This is a genomic window from Actinomadura syzygii (genome assembly GCF_008085905.1).
GTDB lineage: Bacteria > Actinomycetota > Actinomycetes > Streptosporangiales > Streptosporangiaceae > Spirillospora > Spirillospora syzygii.
Genome location: NZ_VSFF01000001.1, coordinates 72977 through 89331 on the forward strand (window position 1 = coordinate 72977; position 16355 = coordinate 89331).

A 16355-nucleotide genomic window follows, 5' to 3' on the forward strand; every position below is an offset into this window, starting at 1 on the left:
GGCCGGTCAGCCGAAGAGGGCGTAGACGCCCTTCTGCAGCCCGTAGTCGACGCCGGACACGATCGCCACCATGATCAGCACGAACATGAGGGACACGCTCGTGTAGGTGACGAGCTCCCGCCGGGTCGGCCAGATGACCTTGCGCAGCTCGGCGAGGACCTGGCGCACGAAAAGGGCGGGAGACGTCCGCCTGGACGGGGACTTCTCCTTCTTACCCTTGCCTTCGTCCTTGGCCTCGGGCTCGTCGCGAGTCTCTGTCGCCATTGCCGCCGTTCACCTCATCGGTCGTGATCCAACCACCGGGGTGGTCGCCGCGCGGTCCCGTGCCGCGGAGCGCCACGGACCCGCCATGACGCGGCCGGTACGGGTGCGCGCACCGCACCTCGCAGGGCAGGAGGGACTCGAACCCCCAACCGCCGGTTTTGGAGACCGGAGCTCTACCAATTGAGCCACTGCCCTTCATTCTCCGGCTGCGGAGAACCCCCGGCCACGGGACCGGGGCGTGTCGCGTCCCAGCTTACGGCCTGCACAAACGTCCGCGTGCGGACAGGCGCGTATACCGGTGACGCTTCACTAGGACGGTGAGTCTACGTGCCGGAGGCCCCCGCGTCGAACCAGCCGGGCGGACGATCCGCCCGCGCCCGCGCGGCGCTCCGGGGGCACGGCGTCCCACCGGCGCGGATATATCGCTCGGGTCGGTGAACGGCGTCTGTAACGATAGGGGCATGAGCATCGACCGTCCTCGCATCTCCAAGCGAATCGCCGCGATATCCGAATCCGCCACTCTGGCCGTCGACGCCAAGGCCAAGGCGCTGAAGGCGGCGGGCCGCCCGGTCATCGGGTTCGGCGCGGGCGAGCCCGACTTCCCGACGCCCGACTACATCGTCGAGGCGGCGGTGACCGCGTGCAGGGTGCCGCGCTTCCACAAGTACACGCCCGCGGGCGGGCTGCCCGAGCTGCGCTCCGCCGTCGCCGAGAAGACCGAGCGCGACTCCGGGTACCGCGTCGAGGCGTCCCAGGTCCTGATCACCAACGGCGGCAAGCAGGCGGTGTACGAGGCGTTCGCGGCGCTGCTCGACCCGGGCGACGAGGTGCTCCTCCCGACGCCCTACTGGACGACCTACCCCGAGTCGATCAAGCTCGCGGGCGGCGTCCCGGTGGACGTCGTCTCCGACGAGACCACCGGCTACAAGGTGAGCGTCGAGCAGCTGGAGGCGGCCCGCACCGACCGGACGAAGGTGCTGCTGTTCGTGTCGCCGTCCAACCCGACCGGGGCCGTGTACTCCCGCGGCGAGGTCGAGGCGATCGGCCGCTGGGCCGACGAGCACGGCCTCTGGGTCGTCACCGACGAGATCTACGAGCACCTCGTCTACGGGGACGCCGAGTTCCACTCGATGCCCGTCGTCGTGCCGGAACTGGCCGACCGGACGCTCGTCCTGAACGGCGTCGCGAAGACGTACGCGATGACGGGCTGGCGCGTCGGCTGGCTGATCGGCCCCGCGGACGTGGTGAAGGCCGCGCAGAACCTCCAGTCGCACGCGACGTCCAACGTGGCGAACGTGTCGCAGGCCGCCGCGCTCGCCGCGGTGACCGGCGACCTGTCGGCGGTGGCGGAGATGCGCAAGGCGTTCGACCGGCGCCGCAAGACGATCGTGCGGATGCTGAACGAGATCTCGGGCGTCGTCTGCCCCGAGCCGGAGGGCGCGTTCTACGTCTACCCGTCGGTCAAGGAGCTGCTCGGACGCGAGATCCGCGGCAAGCGCCCGCAGACGTCGGTGGAGCTGGCGTCGCTGATCCTGGAGGAGGCGGAGGTCGCGCTGGTGCCGGGCGAGGCGTTCGGCACGCCGGGGTACTTCCGCCTGTCCTACGCGCTCGGCGACGACGACCTCGTCGAGGGCGTCTCGCGCGTCGCGAAGCTGCTCGCCGAGGCCAACTGACCCCTTATACGAGAGACCGGCCCCGGACGGAATCGCCGTCCGGGGCCGGTCTTTTCGCGGAACGGGGCTGCCTCGAACGACCCGTTCCCGGATGTCCGGCGGGACGTCCCGCGCGCGGCCCCTCTCCGTCGCGGGACGCCCCGCCGGAGCGGGGCTCTATCGATGCCGGCTCACGGCCGGACGCCTTCGGCGATGCGCATCAGGTCGCCCGCGGCCTGCCCGCCCGCGGCGACCGTGACGCCGACGCCGCGCCGGGCGAGCCAGCACACCTGCCGTCCGGAGCCGACATGGTCGCCGGTCAGCGCGGGCATCCCCCGCACGGTCGCGTGGCCGGGGATGCCGGTCGACTTCATGAGGTCCTGCGGGCCCGTGAACCCGCCGCCCTTCACGAGGACGATCTCCACCCAGCCGCCGTCCCCGACCCAGCGGCACGTCGTGGTCTTCCGTCCGGCGGCCTCGGTCGCGGCGCAGGGCGCGGCGGCGGCCAGCCCGGACGGCAGGTAGGTGATCCAGCGCGGCAGGCCGTCCACGACCCCGCCGCCGGGACGTCGCGGGCCCCCGCCCCCGCCGCCCTGCGGCGGCCGCCCCTCCGACTTCGGCGGGGCTCCCGCCCCGGGCCTTCCCCGTTCGGACGGTGTCTGGGGAAGGCCCGGGGCAGGCGGTCGTTCCGGCATCCGGAGCGCCGAGACGGTGTTGCTGGGACGAACCGTCTCGGAGTTCCCGGCAGGTGCGGCCCGGAACGACTGGTAGGTGGGCACCAGGGCGAGCGCGGCGACCGACGCGGCGACGGCCCCGGCCGCCGCCTGGACGCGCGCCCGCCGCCTGCGGTGCCGGCGCTTCACGTCGGTGACGAGCGACGGCGTCGCGGTCGTCCCGGCCACCTGCTCGGCCATGGCCTTCCGCAGTTCGCTCTCCAGTTCCATCGCTCATCTCCCCAGTGGAGCCAGGTTCTTGTCGAGGCGTTCCCGGAGCCTGGCGAGCCCCCGGGACGCCTGGCTCTTGACCGTTCCGACCGAACAGCCGAGCGCCTCCGCCGTCTCCGCCTCCGACAGGTCCTCCCAGAAGCGCAGGACCAGCACCGCCCGCTGGCGCGGGCCGAGCTTGCGCAGTTCGTCCATGAGCGTCCCCCTCAGCTCGACGGAGTGGTTCGGCGAGTTCGTCGGCGTCTCCGGGAGCCTCGCCATGTGGATCTCCCGGAGCACCTTCCACCGCCGGGCCCGGCTGATCACGAGATTGACCAGGATCCGGCGGACGTAGGGTTCGGGATCGCTGCCGGCCTCCAGCCGCCCCCAGTGGCGGTAGGCCTTCTCCAGCGCGGTCTGCAGGATGTCCTCGGCGTCCTGCCGGGCCCCGCACATGAGCGCCGCGGTGCGCAGCAGGGCATCGCCGCGTTCCGTCACGAACTCCACGAACGACATCTCGTCTCGACGCCCCACTGTGCTCCGTCCCGGCTAGAGCAGATCCGGCTCGTGTACCGAGGGCGGGCGGCCTCCGCGCCAGGGCCGCCCGCCCCGCGTCTTGCGTGTGGCACGTGCGCGGCGCGGCCGCGCGCGTGCCGGGTCCGTCCCGTCAGCCCGCCTGCCGCAGGGCGCCGGTGACGTCCTGGAGGCTGCCCGCGAAGACCGGGCTGCCGTTGACGAACAGGGAGTAGCCGTTCGGGTCGAACAGGAGCAGGCCGTTGCCGCCGGGGCCCACCCAGCCGGCCGAGCCGAACAGGTTGACGGGGGTGCCGCCCTGGGGAAGCTTCAGCGCCTGGCGGAGCTGATTCTGCGTCATCCCGGAGGGGGTCTTCAGCGTTTCGACGCTGATCCACTGCCCGGCCGCGCCTACCCACTTCTGGGTGACCCCGCAGACGTTCAGCTTGGCGAGGTCGGCGCCGCCCGGGACGGCCGACGTGTAGTGCAGGCCCTTCGCCAGCATGACGGTCTTCTCGACCGCGCTACCGACCGGCACGGCGGGCTTGAGCGCGTCGCAGTCGAGCTTCGGCGCGTTCGGCAGGGCCGGCTTGCCGGGCACGCGGGCGTCGGGCTTCGGCGCGGCCGGGACGTTCTTGCCGAGGTCCTTCGGGTTCGGGACGCAGGTCGGGATGTTCGCGGGGAGCTTGCCGTCCGGGGCCTTGACGCCGGGGACGCCCGGCTTCGGCAGCTCCGCCTTCGGCAGGCCGGCCTCCGGCACGCCCGCGTTCGGCACCCCGGGCACGTTCGGCTTCGGCGCGCCCTGCGGGACGCCGGGCAGGTTGTCGGTCTTCGGGAGCTGCCCCTTCGGCAGGTCCCTGGTGACCGGGTTCTGCTTGAGCTGCTGCTCGACCTGCTTCTTCGCCGCGCCGGCGTCCGGGACCTTCGCGCCGGGCAGGCCGGGCTTCGCCGGCAGGCAGGTCGGCGGGGCGGCGGGCGGGACGTCCTGGACCTGGCGCTGCTGCGCGGGGGCCTTCGCGGTCTGCGACTGCAGGCCCGCGTCGTGGTGGGACCCGGTCATCGCCCACGTCGCGCCGCCGCCCGCCGCGACGGCCCCGATGGCGGACGCCGCGACCAAGGCTGCCTTCAGCGTGATCATCGTGTATCCCTTCTGCCCGTGCTCTCTGCGGGGGTGTGCTTGTTTCTCTCTGGCGCCCCTCGTATACGCACGGTGCCCGGCGGGGGTTGCACGCGATTCCGAAGTTTTTTTGAAGATGCCCATGGGCCGGATGGCCGGAGCGTGTCATGCGAGGTAGTCCGGTCAGGTGGTCCTGAGGGGCCGGGGGTTCGAGCGGGACGAAGATCCGGCAGCATTGGCTCATGGAGGCCCGTACCGTTTCAGCCCGTCCGGTGGAGGACAGCCGACCGCCGGACCGCGGGGAGCGCGCCGCGCGCGCTTCGGCTCGCCAGGACGTGGCCCTGCTCCCCAAAGCACACCTGCACCTGCACTTCACCGGTTCGATGCGGCACGCCACGCTCGTCGAGCTGGCCGCGACGCACGGCGTCCACCTGCCGGACGCCCTCGTCGAGGACTGGCCGCCCCGCCTGCACGCCACCGACGAGCGCGGCTGGTTCCGGTTCCAGCGCCTGTACGACATCGCGCGCTCGGTGCTCCAGTCCCCGGACGACCTGCGCCGCCTGCTGCGCGAGACCGCCGAGGACGAGGCCGCGGAGGGGTCCGGCTGGCTGGAGATCCAGGTCGACCCGAGCGGGTACGCGGCGAAGTTCGGCGGCCTGACCCCGACCGTCGAGCTGGTCCTCGACGCGGCCCGGGACGCGACCGAGGCCACCGGCGTCGGCATCGGCGTGGTGATCGCCGCGAACCGGACCCGGCACCCGCTGGACGCGAAGACGCTGGCGCGGCTCGCCGTCCGGTACGCGGGCGACGGGGTCGTCGGGTTCGGCCTGTCCAACGACGAGCGGCGGGGACGCGCCTACGACTTCGAGGGCGCGTTCCGGATCGCGGCGCGGGGCGGGCTGCTGTCCGTCCCGCACGGCGGGGAGCTGCTCGGGCCGGGCAGCGTCCGGGAGTGCGTGGAGACGCTGCGCGCCGACCGGATCGGGCACGGCGTCCGCGCCGTCGAGGACCCGAGCCTGCTCGACCGGATCGTCGACCGGGACGTCGCGCTGGAGGTGTGCCCGGCCTCGAACGTCGGGCTCGGGGTGGCGGAGACGGCGGCGGACGTCCCGGTCCGGCGGCTGTTCGAGGCGGGCGCGACGATCGCGCTGGGCGCGGACGACCCGCTCCTGTTCGGCGCCCGGCTCGCCCGGCAGTACGAGCTGGTCCGCGGCGAGCACGGCTTCTCGGACGCCGAACTGGCCGAGCTGGCCCGCCAGTCGATCAGGGCGTCGGCGGCCCCGGACGGCATACGCCGCCGCCTGTTGTCCGGCGTCGACGCCTGGCTGACCACCCCCTAGCCAGGCACGGGCGCGGCGGTCGGGGGCGCGGCGGTCGGGGGCGCGTCAGCCGACGATGCCCTCGACGAGGAGGAGGACGCCGAACACCGCGAACCCGGCCGCCGCGCCGTACTTGATGACGCGCTCGGGAAGCTTGCGGCCGAGCATCTGCCCGACGACGATGGCGAGCGCGTCGGCGGCGACCATCCCGACCGTCGACCCGGCCCACACGCCGGTCAGGGCGAGGAACCCGCCGTGGTCGGCGGCGAGGGTGACGGTGGCGAGCATCGTCTTGTCGCCCAGCTCGGCGAGGAAGAACGCCCCGCCGACGGCGAGGATCGCCGATCCGGTCGCGCGGCCGGCCTTGTCGCGTTCGGTGTCGTCCAGCTCGTCGCCGCGGAGCGTCCACGCCGCGAAGCCGAGGAACGCGATCCCGGCGAGGATGGAGATCGGTCCGGTCGGGAGCGCGGCGCCGACCGCCGCGCCGAGCGCGACGCTCGCCAGGTGGACGATCGCGGTCGCCGCCGTGATGCCGATCAGCACCGGGAGGGCGCGGAAGCGGGTGGCGAAGGTCATAGCCATGAGCTGGCTCTTGTCGCCCAGCTCGGCGACGAAGATCACGGCCAGACTGATGAGGAAGGCGGACACCGGTTCCCTCTCGCTCGGATGCCGAGCGGAGGGCGGGAGTGCGCTGGCGCATGCGACCTCGGCCCAGCATCACTGCTGGGCCGAGGGTCTCGTCCGCGCGATCAGAGATCGGGGCCCGCGTGACCGGGCGCCATCGGCGGCGCCAGCATGTCGATCACGCGATCAGGACTACTCCCCCTCGACGCCGACCACCGTACCAAGCCCCGGCCGGTCGCCGCGCTGTGCGGATCGTCACAGCTCAGGCGTCCTTCTCGGACGGTCGAGCGTCCGGCGGTCAGAGGGTCACGCCGATGAGGACGGGCTCGTTGACCAGTTCGACGCCGAACGCGTCCCGGACGCCGCGCCGGACCTCGCGGGCCAGCGCGAGCAGGTCCGCGGTGGTGGCGCCGCCCGGGTTGGTGAGCGCGAGGGTGTGCTTGGTGGAGATCCGCGCGGGGCCGAGGGCGTGGCCCTTGGCGAATCCGGCGCGGTCGATCAGCCAGGCGGCGGACGTCTTCACCCGGTCGCCGATCTCCGGGTAGCGGGGGAACGCGGCGTCCGGTCCGAGCCGGTCGGCGACGCGGCGCTCCAGGTCGGCGAGCTGGCCGGGCTCCAGGATCGGGTTGGTGAAGAACGATCCGGCGCTGCGGGTGTCGGGGTCGGCGGCGTCCAGGACCATGCCCTTGCCGCGCCGCAGTTCGAGGACGGCGTCGCGCGCCTCCTTGAGCGTCACCCTGTCCCCCGTGGCGACGCCGAGCCGTTTCGCGAGTTCCGCGTAGGCGACGGGCTGCGATTCCTCCGACTCGTGCAGCGCGTACGTCACGTCCAGGACGACGTACCGGTCGTTGCCCTTGAACACGCTGTGCCGGTAGGTGAAGCGGCAGGCGTCGTGGTCGAGGGTGACGCAGGCGCGGGCGTGCCGGTCGTAGGCGCGGACCTCGACGATCGTCTCGCTGACGTCCTGCCCGTAGGCGCCGACGTTCTGGATGGGCGTCGCGCCGACACGTCCCGGAATGCCGGAAAGGCACTCCACCCCGGCGAGGCCGTCGGAGACGCAGCGGGCGACGAAGGGGTCCCAGTCCTCGCCCGCCTGGACGCGGACGAGTACCCGTCCGCCCTCCGCGGCGACGCGCTCGGCGCCGCGCGTGCCGATGTGCACGACCGTCCCGGGGAACCCGTCGTCGGAGACCACGAGGTTGGAGCCGCCGCCGAGGACGAGCACCGGTTCGCCCGCGTCGTCGGCGTCGCGGACCGCCGCGACGACCTCCGCCTCGGTCGTGGCCTCGACGAAGCGCCGGGCGGGACCGCCGAGGCGCAGCGTGGTGTACCCGGCCAGGTTCACGTCTTCGGCGAACACCGCCACGTCGTCTTCCTCCCCCTGCGTGCCTCGTCCGGTCGCGGGCCGCGCGCCGGGCCCGGACAGGCCCGGCGCGTCGCGTCCGCAGTGCCGGTCAGGCGAGCCTGACGACCGCCTTGGCGCGCGTGAGGACCTTCTGGTCGGCCGAGCGGGCGGTGAGCGCCACGACGACCTTGTTGTCGTCGAGCTTCTCCTCCACCCGTCCGCTGATCTCCAGCGTCGCGCCGCCCTCGTCGGGGACGACGACCGGCGAGGAGAACCGTACCCCGTAGTCGACGACCGCGCCCGGGTCGCCGACCCAGTCGGTGACGAACCGGCCGCCCTGCGCCATCGTGTACATGCCGTGCGCGATCACGTCCGGGAGCCCGACGGCCTTCGCGACGGACTCGCGCCAGTGGATCGGGTTGAAGTCGCCCGACGCGCCCGCGTACTGGACGAGGTTCGCCCGGTCGACCGGGAAGGAGCGGAGCGGAAGCTCGGTGCCGACCTCGACGTCGGCGTACTTGACGGTCGCGGCCATCAGACTCCCCGTTCCACGATGGTGTTGTAGGACTTGCAGACGAGTTCGCCCTCGACCGTCCTGATCTCCGTTTCCAGGACGAGCTTCTCGTTCTTGCCGATCGACCTGATCTCGGTGATCGTCCCGGTGGAGACGATGACGTCGCCCGCGCGGAGCGGGCGCGTGTACTCGAACCGCTGCTCGCCGTGCACGACCATCGCGTAGTCGAGGCCGAGCCCGGGGTCGGCGAGGCCGTTGTCGACGAGGGACACGACGATCGGGAAGGTCGGCGGCGCGATCACGTCGGGGTGCCCGGCGGCCTTGGCCGCCTCCTGGTCGCGGTAGACCGGGTTCTGGTCGCCGATGGCGTCCGCGAACTCGCGGATCTTCACCCGGCTCACCTCGTACGGCTGGCTGGGCGGGAACGTCCGCCCGATGAAGTCCCGGTTGAGTGCCATGCAGTCCCGTCCCTCCGGCCCGGCCGGGGCGGTCGGCCGCCGAGGCCCGCCCTGGCCGCGCGTGTCGCGTTCATCTCGGTGCGTCGTCGTGTCGCGTCTCGCCGCGCCGCCGCATCTCGGACGGACGCTAACAGAATGACGTTCAGCCCGCCCCCGGCGGGTCTCACCCACGGGGACGGGCTGATCAGGTACGGCAAGCGTGCGAAGAAGTACCGCTCGGCGTTCGCGGGCGGTCGGGCCGACCGGATGACCGGCGGCCGCGTGCCGCGGCTAGCGGGTCTCCCGGTGCGGACGGTGCGTCCTGCAGTTGGGGCAGTACTTCTTGATCTCCAGGCGGTCCGGGTCGTTGCGCCGGTTCTTCCGCGTGATGTAGTTGCGGTGCTTGCACTCCTGGCAGGCCAGCGTGATCTTCGGCCGGACGTCGGTGGCAGCCACGATGGAGTGCCTTTCTGAGCTGGGGACAGGAACTTCTGACCGCGGCCGCCCGGGTGGGCGGCCGGTCTTTCGACCCACGGCCGCCCGCCTCCCGGAGGAGGTGGAGAGCCTTGGGTAGTAGCGAGGGCCGGACTTGAACCGGCGACACAGCGATTATGAGCCGCTTGCTCTGCCTGACTGAGCTACCCCGCCGTGCTGGTCGGTGTGGACCGGTTTGCAAGGATACCGGATGCGCACCGCGCCCCGGAAACACGAAAACCCGGAAGATGATCGGGAATCGGTTTCGCGTGCTCCGCGGACCGCCGTCCAGGATACCGGGTGCGCCGGTGACCTGCGAAACGTCCTGCCGGAACCGGTGGGACGGTACCACAGCCCCCGGTATGGAGCGAATCGGTCTGCCGCGCGGCGCGGGGTCGAGCGCGGGCCCGCTGGGACGACGAAGGCCGCCGTCCTTGTCGGATGGCGGCCGGTGTGCCGTTGACGGGCAGTGTGCCGTTGAGCCCCTTTACGGAATCGAACCGTAGACCTTCTCCTTACCATGGAGACGCTCTGCCGACTGAGCTAAAGGGGCTTGCGACGTTCGCGCAGTGAAACCATACACGGCCCCAGCGCATGGCGCGAACTCCTTTGCGCCCTCTCCGGACGGGCTTCGAAGCGGTGCCTTGGAGCCGGTCCAGATCCCAGCTCACGAGCGTCCCCGATCCCCTTGAGGCCCGGCACAGACCGCCCGGCCAAAGGCGGAACGGGCGGGTCGTCCCGCCAGAGGGGCGCGGGTGGGCGGTCAGAAGCGGACGAGGACGGCGGTGGCGTCGTCGTGGCGCTTTCCGCGCAGGCTGGTCGCGGACGCCTCGGTCCGCCTCGTCCGCCGGACGAGTTCGCGCGGGCCCTCCTCGTCCAGGACGCGGAGCAGGCCGTCCCAGTCCAGCTCGCCGAACCGCTCCACCAGCCGGGACGCCCCGTCGCTGAGCACCGCCACCCGGCGCAGGCCCGCGACCGGCACCTCTCCGGTCAGCCCCTCGTACGCGGCCTCCGGCCGGGTGCTCGCCACCCAGAACCCGCCGGGGCTGTTGCGTGCCTTGCGGACGCCTTCGAGCGTGTAGCTGGGCAGATGGTCGAGGCGGTCGTCGCGGAACACGCGAACCTCGCCGACGTCCACCACGATCGGCGAGTCGGCCAGCACGAACCACTCCACCACGTCGTCGCGCCGGCGCAGCAGCGACACCGTCGCGGACGGGCTGTCCGGGTTCCGCAGGTCGCACGTCGCCGTGTGCGCCTCCCCCGTCACCTTGATCGCTTCGGCCACCATGTCGGGGAGGGGCTTGCCGTCCTCCAGCGCGAGCAGCGCCGCGATCTGCCCGCCGAGCCTGCGCACCAGCCATGCCGGGTTGTGCCGGCACCCGCTGTCCACCCCAGCCGGGGCCGTGGCCCCGTCCAGCAGCACGACCCAGCCGGGGCCCGCCGCGACGAAGTCCTCGTTCTCCTGTCCCGGGGTCGCCTCACTCACATAACTAACCTGCACATATGCAGGTCTACCTCGTGGCCCTGTCAATATGACAGAGGTAGATCAAACCTTCACCCCGCGTCCCGCCGACCTGCCCTCTCCTGTATTTTCGGCGCGCTCGCCGCCTCCGAGAAGGCGGTCGCCAACGCGGCCGGATCGTCGGCGTAGAAGCGGATGGTGCGCGCGGTGTCCCGTCCGCCGAGCGGCCGGACGACCGAGATCGGCGCGTCCAGTTCCACGATCACGTTCGTCTGCGCGGCAACCGCAACCGACAGTTTCCCGTCCCGGATCCTGACCATTCCGCGCTCGTCGTAGTTGCGCGCGACCCGCACCGCCAGAATCGAACCGCGGGGCACGCGGAGGTCGAAGAAGGCGCCTTTCGGAACTCCGTGGCGGCGGCGTGCGACGAGCAGGACGATACTGACCAGCCCCTTCGCGTCGAATCCCACGATCCTGCGCACCGGGTAGGGCACCAGTTCCACGACGCTCCGGAATGCGTGGCCGCGCGTCAGCAATTCCCGTCCTTCAACATCTCCGGTCCTTCAACATCGCGATGGTGAGGCGGAAGACCTCGGCCTGGGCGGCGGACATCTCGTCCAGCCAGGCGGCGTCCGGGCTTTGCGCGGACATCGCGGCCGCCAATTCCTCGGGCAGCAGCGCCGCGAAGGTCTCCGCGATTTCGGCGACCCTCGGATCGTCGGGGGCGGCGTCCGCGATCTCGTCCAGCCGCGCGTAGATCTCGGCACCATGTGCGACGAGGGGACGCAGCATGTCCGCGAAACCGGAGGCGGGGCCCGCGACCGTGTCGACGAACGCGAGCATCTCCCGGTCGTGCTCGGCGAACCGCGACCCGCTGCCGCCCGGGAGCCCGCGGAGGACGTCCGCCATCTCGGGCGACACGGCCGAATCGGGGCTCAGCTCGGGATCGGCCAGGAGCGTCGCGAGGCGGGCGCGGCGGGCCGTGATCGCCTGCTGCTGGCGTGCGAGGTCGGCGTCCAGCTCGGCCAGGACTTCGCGCAGTTCCCGGCCGCGCTCGTCGGCGAGGACGTCCCGGATCTCGTCCAGCGCGAGGCCCAGCTCCGCCAGCCGCCGCACCCGCGCGAGCAGGACGGCGTCCCGCAGCCGGTACTCCCGGTAGCCGTTCGCCAGGCGCTCCGGCTCGGGCAGCAGTCCAAGGTGGTGGTAGTGCCGGACGGTCCGGGTGGACACCCGACCAGCGCGGCCAGTTCGCCGATCCGCATGCCCTCATTACAGACGTTGACGCAACGTCAAGGTCAAGCACTGCGTCGTCGGCTGCCGCACTCCATCGGCCGTCCTCTTCGACCAGGAGGGCATCTGCGCAGGTCAGCACGCTTATGCGGCTCTGGTCACAGAGGTGTCGGAGATGGCGTTGACTCACGCGGACTGACAGCTCCCACACCCGTCACATACCGCTCACCTGGGACTTTACCCACCAGAGGGGTTAAACCTTCACTTTCAGGCATTACGGTCAAATCAACGCCACCTTCCGTGGCGCGACTGACCTGCATCGGCCGAGCCGCGGAGGAGCGTTCGTGGAGCATCGTCGTCTGCGTGCGCGCGTCCTCGCGGCCGTGGCCGTTGGGCTGACCGGCCTGGTCGTCGCGGGATTCCTGATCGCACAGGCGGTCCGCGACCGCCCTGCCGCCGCCCCTCCGGCCCCGGTCTCGTCGGCGTCGACCCCATGGCGACCTCCCGCGGCGCCCACCCCGGGTTCCCCGCAGCAGCCTTCCGCCGCGCCGACGCCGGGTTCATCGCAGCAGCCTTCCGCGGCACCGACGCCGAGGTCGGACGCGCTGCCGCCTTCTGTTCCGGTGCGTCTCGACGTGCCGCGGATCGGTGTCCGGACGCCGCTGATGACACTCGCGCAGAACGCCGACCGAACCGTCGAGACTCCGCCCCTCAGCCGGGCTCAGGACGCGGGTTGGTACCGGCTCGGCGCCGCACCCGGCAGCCGCGGGGCCGCCGTGATCATCGGGCATGTGGACACCACCCGCGGCCCGGCGGTCTTCCACCGGCTCGGCGAGCTGCGCCCCGGCGACCAGGCGACCGTCCTCCGCTCCGACGGTCGGACCGTCATGTTCGAGTTCGACTCAATCGAGCGCATCGACAAGAACCGGTTCCCCACGGGACGGGTCTACGGCGATCCCGGCTACGCGGCGATCCGCCTGATCACCTGCGGCGGACGATTCGACCGCGGGACCGGCCATTACACCGACAACGTCATCGCCTACGGCCATTTGGTGCGGACGAACGGCGCCGGCGCGGGGGCCCGCTGACGTGTCCCCCCACTTCGAGCACGACGCCTCCATGCCGCGACCGCCAATCGAACACCGTTTCGGGCGCTACCGGCTTGCTCATTCGGTCAACGGCGAACGTCCCGCACAGCCGAACGCTCCCGCCTCGGGACATCTGTCGTCCGAAACTGCCCAGGGCTCCGTCTCCTCCCCCACGGTGACCGCCCCCGACCGGCTCCCTTCCCTCACCACAACCGTTCCGGACGAATTTCCACCCCTCACCGAGCGACACGAAGGCGCGCCACCACTCGTCCAACGGGCCCCTCGACTTCGCCGGGAAAAGCGCGACGGAAAGCGCAGCCTGCCACCCGTCGACGCGAACGCGATGCGCGTGCTCGTCCTGATCCCGGCGCACAACGAGGCGGAGCAGATCACCGAGACGATCGAGTCGCTGCGCGGGCAGGAGCGTCCGCCCGACCACATCATCGTGATCGCGGACAACTGCACCGACGCCACCGCCGAAATCGCCCAGCGCTGCGGCGTCGAGATCGTCGGCACGCACGGGAACCGGCACAAGAAGGCGGGCGCGCTGAACCAGGTCCTCGACCGGCTGCTCCCGGCCTTCGGCCCCGACGACGCGATCATGGTGATGGACGCCGACTCGGCGCTCGACCCCGGCTTCATCCGCAACGGCGTCGAGTACCTGGCCACGGGCCGCTACGCCGCCATCGGCGGGACGTTCACCGGCAAGCCCGGCGGCGGCGCGGTCGGCATGTTCCAGCGCAACGAGTACGCCCGGTACGCGCGGGATGTCCGGCGACTACAGGGCAAGGCGCTGGTCCTGACCGGCACCGCGACGATCTTCCGCGTCTCCACCCTCCAGGAGGTGGTCGCGGCCCGCCAGGAAGGCCGCCTACCCGGGTTGCCGCACGTATACGACGTCCGCGTCCTGACCGAGGACAACGAACTCACCCTGGCGATCCTGCATCTCGGTTTCCGCATTCTGTGCCCCAAGGAATGCACGCTGACGACCGAGGTGATGCCGACCTGGCGAGACCTGGCCAGACAGCGACTCCGCTGGAAACGCGGCGCCCTAGAGAACCTCGTCGACTACGGCTGGACGCCGATCACCCGCCCGTACTGGGGCCGGCAACTCCTCTCCCTGATCGGCATCATCGTCATCACCGCCTACCTCTCCTCGATCGCCTTTTCGGCGATCTGGCTGGGCGGCATCAAACTCAGCCCGATCTGGGCCGCCGTCACCGTCATCTTCATGGTCGAGCGAGTGGTGACCGTGCGCCTGCGCGGCCCCATCCAAATGGCGCTGGCCGCCACGATCGTCGTCGAAATGGTCTTCGACGTCTTCCTCCAGTTCGTCCAGGCACGTGCATTCTGGCAAGCAGCCTGGCGCAAAGAAAGGAAATGGTAACCATGTACAACACTCCTCCCGTAGGCGGAGTGGCCGCCGGCTTCGGCGGCGCCGCCGCAGCGTCCCCGTGGCTGGGACTCCAGGCGGTCTGGCTCGGCCTGGCCATTTTCACGCTGATCTCCGCAGCCGTCGCGGTGAAGCGCATCCTCCCCGCCCGCAAGGGCTGACACGCCAAAGGCCGGGGCCCGTGACCGCCCCGGCCTTCCCCCCGTCCTAAACGACAACGGCCGCGATCGCGACGAACAACTCCTCCCCAACCGCTCACCCACCAGCCACCGGCAGGCGGCTCTACAGCTCCGGCAGAGTCGGATGCGGAGGCGTAGGAGCGATATCGATCATCGTATTAGTGATCGCCCAGCGCTCATGGTCTCGCCAAGCCCCATCCATGTACAACAACTCCGGCCCAGGGCCATTCGACCGATCATCTTTAAAAACATTCATCATCGAATCTCCCCCTGCGCACAGAGCCACATCATTTGGCATGCTTGCGAGCAGCCCGCGCGAATTCCTCGATCGCCTCATCGAAGGCGCGCACGGCCGCCAGCACATCTGGCGGGAGTCCACCGCCAGAAGCGTCGTCCGCGTTGACTGCCCGACGGTGGGCATGGAGCTGCATCTCCGCCTTGTGCACCTGCTTGGCGCGTTCAACCAACTCTTCCGGGCCACTCATCACCAGGAGCCCAAAAATCTGACGCATCGAGGCACGGGCCTGGTAGAACGCGTCCGTGCTCGCCAGATACTTCTCCGGATCGGCCCGCGCATCGTCAGGTGAGCGTTGCCTCAAACGATGAAGCACATTGAACTCGACCAGCCGCTCCCGAGCCGTCGTCGCCGCCTCGATGTAAGCGGCACACCGCTCCGTCCGATCTCGCCTGGTCCGCGCCCGCTCACCCGCGCCAAGCTTCAACGGCTCAACCAGCGCCCCGAGCGTGACCCCCACAAGCGAAGAGAGCGCCCCAACCGCCGTAGCGACTACCGCACCATCCACGCTCAAGAATCCAACAGCAGCCCCAGCCCCATGACCAGACCTGATCCGCCCTCAGCCCTGCGTGGCCAAGGATGCCCGCGTCCTACCCACCCCCGCCCCGCGGCCGAAGTCAAGACCACCACGTACAGCGCGGTGGCGGGCAGCCGCGTGATTGCCTAGACGCCGCACGACGCCTGCCCAGTCCTAGCGACACATCGCGTCAATGAGTTCCGAGAAGCCCGGGAACTCCTTCTGCGCTTCCGCCACGATCTCCGTCGCAGGGCTGCGCTTCGCGGGTGCGTACCGTTCCGCGATCGCCTGGAACGCCGTGCTCGGCTCCGTCGTACGACTCGGGTCGGTGAACGCTTCCTGCGGCCCGAATCCGTCGGCGAACAACCACAACAGGTCGTCGAGATCGCGAGCTATCACGCCGCGCTCACCCTCGGACCCCAGGTAGACAATCGGCTGCCTGGTGACCGGCTCGCCGGACCGGGCGAGCCAGAAGCCAACATAGTCGCCTGTTCCGGTGGTACCGAAAAAGCGGAACTCACTGCCATCGACCGTCTCGTTGCCGGTCCACAGCCGAAACCACCATGCAGTCTTTTCCGGTGCCTCGAAGCTGTCGTAGAGCTCAAAATCACAACCGCTTGCCAGGTCGGTTTCTCGCCGTTTGGTGACTCGGCTGAGGCGACGGCGATCATCCAGGACCGGAACTACTCGGAGCCAGTCAAGCCCCTGCACGGCGCTCGTCGACCACTCCGGACCTCCAGACCCGGAACCGTCCGCATGTATGCCAAGTGCAAGATCGTCCATCGGGCCCACCGCCCTACGGTCCCATAGTGCCCTAGCTGGTCAGCCTCGGCAGTTATGAAGGTTCCGGTTCCTCTTCCCCTGGTAGTCCAGTGTGAATTCTCTGCCCCTACTAACGTAAGCCCACTACGTCTATCGATGGATGCGCTCACGTATTACGAGGAGAAGGATGTGACCCGCCCTCGGCGCGAACGCAAACGATCAATCAAGTCGGAGCAGGCTCATGTGC

Annotated in this window: 19 protein-coding genes and 3 tRNA genes; 5 read left to right on the top strand and 17 right to left on the bottom strand. The window is 70.7% G+C overall.

The window, feature by feature from the left end; translation table 11 throughout:
- Nucleotides 1-6 precede the first annotated feature (6 nt).
- Both secE and FXF65_RS00450 read right to left on the bottom strand, forming a co-directional pair.
- Nucleotides 7-264, bottom strand: coding sequence for a preprotein translocase subunit SecE (secE, locus tag FXF65_RS00445; protein ID WP_148347517.1), 258 nt, complete (start codon nt 262-264; stop codon nt 7-9).
- A gap of 122 nt (nt 265-386) precedes the next feature.
- A tRNA-Trp gene (locus FXF65_RS00450) sits at nt 387-459 on the bottom strand.
- Nucleotides 460-725: 266 nt separating this feature from the next.
- On the opposite strand from FXF65_RS00450, the gene FXF65_RS00455 reads away from it, so the two are divergent.
- Nucleotides 726-1937: a pyridoxal phosphate-dependent aminotransferase gene (locus FXF65_RS00455; RefSeq protein WP_148347518.1), complete on the top strand. Its 1212-nt coding sequence runs from the start codon at nt 726-728 to the stop codon at nt 1935-1937.
- 170 nt (nt 1938-2107) lie between these two features.
- On the opposite strand, the gene FXF65_RS00460 is transcribed toward FXF65_RS00455, so the two are convergent.
- From FXF65_RS00460 to FXF65_RS00470, 3 genes are all read right to left on the bottom strand, one after another.
- The gene (locus FXF65_RS00460; protein WP_148347519.1) at nt 2108-2860 is read right to left on the bottom strand and encodes a hypothetical protein; all 753 of its coding nucleotides are present in this window, start codon (nt 2858-2860) and stop codon (nt 2108-2110) included.
- A gap of 3 nt (nt 2861-2863) precedes the next feature.
- Entirely contained in the window at nt 2864-3373 is a 510-nt protein-coding gene (locus tag FXF65_RS00465) for a SigE family RNA polymerase sigma factor (protein WP_246198276.1), read from the bottom strand.
- A gap of 133 nt (nt 3374-3506) precedes the next feature.
- Nucleotides 3507-4490 carry a hypothetical protein gene (locus FXF65_RS00470; RefSeq protein WP_148347520.1) on the bottom strand — a complete coding sequence of 328 codons (984 nt, stop codon included), beginning with the start codon at nt 4488-4490 and terminating at the stop codon, nt 3507-3509.
- 251 nt (nt 4491-4741) lie between these two features.
- On the opposite strand from FXF65_RS00470, the gene FXF65_RS00475 reads away from it, so the two are divergent.
- Entirely contained in the window at nt 4742-5809 is a 1068-nt protein-coding gene (locus FXF65_RS00475) for an adenosine deaminase (protein ID WP_281288853.1), read from the top strand.
- A gap of 45 nt (nt 5810-5854) precedes the next feature.
- Here the strand turns inward: FXF65_RS00475 and FXF65_RS00480 are convergent, their stop codons facing one another.
- From FXF65_RS00480 to FXF65_RS00525, 10 genes are all read right to left on the bottom strand, one after another.
- The gene (locus FXF65_RS00480; RefSeq protein ID WP_148347522.1) at nt 5855-6436 is read right to left on the bottom strand and encodes a TMEM165/GDT1 family protein; all 582 of its coding nucleotides are present in this window, start codon (nt 6434-6436) and stop codon (nt 5855-5857) included.
- A 274-nt stretch (nt 6437-6710) separates the two neighbouring features.
- A complete protein-coding gene (locus FXF65_RS00485) occupies nt 6711-7778 on the bottom strand; it encodes a UDP-N-acetylmuramate dehydrogenase (protein ID WP_148347523.1) in 1068 nt (355 codons plus the stop codon).
- An 88-nt stretch (nt 7779-7866) separates the two neighbouring features.
- Complete coding sequence (locus FXF65_RS00490) at nt 7867-8292, bottom strand: MaoC/PaaZ C-terminal domain-containing protein (RefSeq protein WP_148347524.1); 426 nt, start codon at nt 8290-8292, stop codon at nt 7867-7869.
- Nucleotides 8292-8729: a MaoC family dehydratase N-terminal domain-containing protein gene (locus FXF65_RS00495; protein ID WP_148347525.1), complete on the bottom strand. Its 438-nt coding sequence runs from the start codon at nt 8727-8729 to the stop codon at nt 8292-8294. The genes FXF65_RS00490 and FXF65_RS00495 overlap by 1 nt, the downstream gene beginning before the upstream one ends.
- A 270-nt stretch (nt 8730-8999) precedes the next feature.
- Entirely contained in the window at nt 9000-9164 is a 165-nt protein-coding gene (rpmG, locus tag FXF65_RS00500) for a 50S ribosomal protein L33 (protein ID WP_026404241.1), read from the bottom strand.
- A 118-nt stretch (nt 9165-9282) separates the two neighbouring features.
- Nucleotides 9283-9356: transfer RNA gene (locus tag FXF65_RS00505), tRNA-Met, on the bottom strand.
- A 306-nt stretch (nt 9357-9662) separates the two neighbouring features.
- Nucleotides 9663-9735, bottom strand: a tRNA-Thr gene (locus FXF65_RS00510).
- Nucleotides 9736-9945: 210 nt separating this feature from the next.
- Entirely contained in the window at nt 9946-10668 is a 723-nt protein-coding gene (locus FXF65_RS00515) for a protein phosphatase 2C domain-containing protein (RefSeq protein ID WP_246198277.1), read from the bottom strand.
- 68 nt (nt 10669-10736) lie between these two features.
- Nucleotides 10737-11180, bottom strand: coding sequence for a hypothetical protein (locus FXF65_RS00520; protein WP_148347527.1), 444 nt, complete (start codon nt 11178-11180; stop codon nt 10737-10739).
- A 10-nt stretch (nt 11181-11190) separates the two neighbouring features.
- Nucleotides 11191-11874 carry a helix-turn-helix domain-containing protein gene (locus FXF65_RS00525; protein WP_148347528.1) on the bottom strand — a complete coding sequence of 228 codons (684 nt, stop codon included), beginning with the start codon at nt 11872-11874 and terminating at the stop codon, nt 11191-11193.
- 383 nt (nt 11875-12257) lie between these two features.
- On the opposite strand from FXF65_RS00525, the gene FXF65_RS43395 reads away from it, so the two are divergent.
- The 3 genes from FXF65_RS43395 to FXF65_RS43400 all read left to right on the top strand — a co-directional run bounded on the left by FXF65_RS43395 (nt 12258) and on the right by FXF65_RS43400 (nt 14516).
- Nucleotides 12258-12962, top strand: a complete 705-nt coding sequence (locus FXF65_RS43395) for a class F sortase (RefSeq protein WP_281288866.1) — start codon at nt 12258-12260, stop codon at nt 12960-12962.
- Between the two features lie 343 nt (nt 12963-13305).
- On the top strand, nt 13306-14349 hold the full coding sequence (locus tag FXF65_RS00535) for a glycosyltransferase family 2 protein (protein ID WP_148347530.1): 1044 nt from the start codon (nt 13306-13308) through the stop codon (nt 14347-14349).
- A 2-nt stretch (nt 14350-14351) separates the two neighbouring features.
- Nucleotides 14352-14516, top strand: a complete 165-nt coding sequence (locus FXF65_RS43400; protein ID WP_187412005.1) for a hypothetical protein — start codon at nt 14352-14354, stop codon at nt 14514-14516.
- Between the two features lie 305 nt (nt 14517-14821).
- On the opposite strand, the gene FXF65_RS00545 is transcribed toward FXF65_RS43400, so the two are convergent.
- Together FXF65_RS00545 and FXF65_RS00550 are read right to left on the bottom strand one after the other, a co-directional pair.
- Nucleotides 14822-15289: a hypothetical protein gene (locus tag FXF65_RS00545; protein WP_222868297.1), complete on the bottom strand. Its 468-nt coding sequence runs from the start codon at nt 15287-15289 to the stop codon at nt 14822-14824.
- Nucleotides 15290-15520: 231 nt separating this feature from the next.
- Nucleotides 15521-16129: an SMI1/KNR4 family protein gene (locus tag FXF65_RS00550; RefSeq protein ID WP_246198278.1), complete on the bottom strand. Its 609-nt coding sequence runs from the start codon at nt 16127-16129 to the stop codon at nt 15521-15523.
- Between the last annotated feature and the right edge of the window lie 226 nt (nt 16130-16355).

Bases quoted from the DNA above. Each gene is read 5' to 3' on its own strand.
- FXF65_RS00495 (WP_148347525.1), bottom strand. From the start codon at position 8,729: ATGGCACTCAACCGGGACTTCATCGGGCGGACGTTCCCGCCCAGCCAG.
- secE (WP_148347517.1), bottom strand. From the start codon at position 264: ATGGCGACAGAGACTCGCGACGAGCCCGAGGCCAAGGACGAAGGCAAG.
- FXF65_RS00460 (WP_148347519.1), bottom strand. From the start codon at position 2,860: ATGGAACTGGAGAGCGAACTGCGGAAGGCCATGGCCGAGCAGGTGGCC.
- FXF65_RS00535 (WP_148347530.1), top strand. From the start codon at position 13,306: ATGCGCGTGCTCGTCCTGATCCCGGCGCACAACGAGGCGGAGCAGATC.
- FXF65_RS00550 (WP_246198278.1), bottom strand. From the start codon at position 16,129: ATGGACGATCTTGCACTTGGCATACATGCGGACGGTTCCGGGTCTGGA.
- FXF65_RS00470 (WP_148347520.1), bottom strand. From the start codon at position 4,490: ATGATCACGCTGAAGGCAGCCTTGGTCGCGGCGTCCGCCATCGGGGCC.
- FXF65_RS43400 (WP_187412005.1), top strand. From the start codon at position 14,352: ATGTACAACACTCCTCCCGTAGGCGGAGTGGCCGCCGGCTTCGGCGGC.
- FXF65_RS00455 (WP_148347518.1), top strand. From the start codon at position 726: ATGAGCATCGACCGTCCTCGCATCTCCAAGCGAATCGCCGCGATATCC.
- FXF65_RS00490 (WP_148347524.1), bottom strand. From the start codon at position 8,292: ATGGCCGCGACCGTCAAGTACGCCGACGTCGAGGTCGGCACCGAGCTT.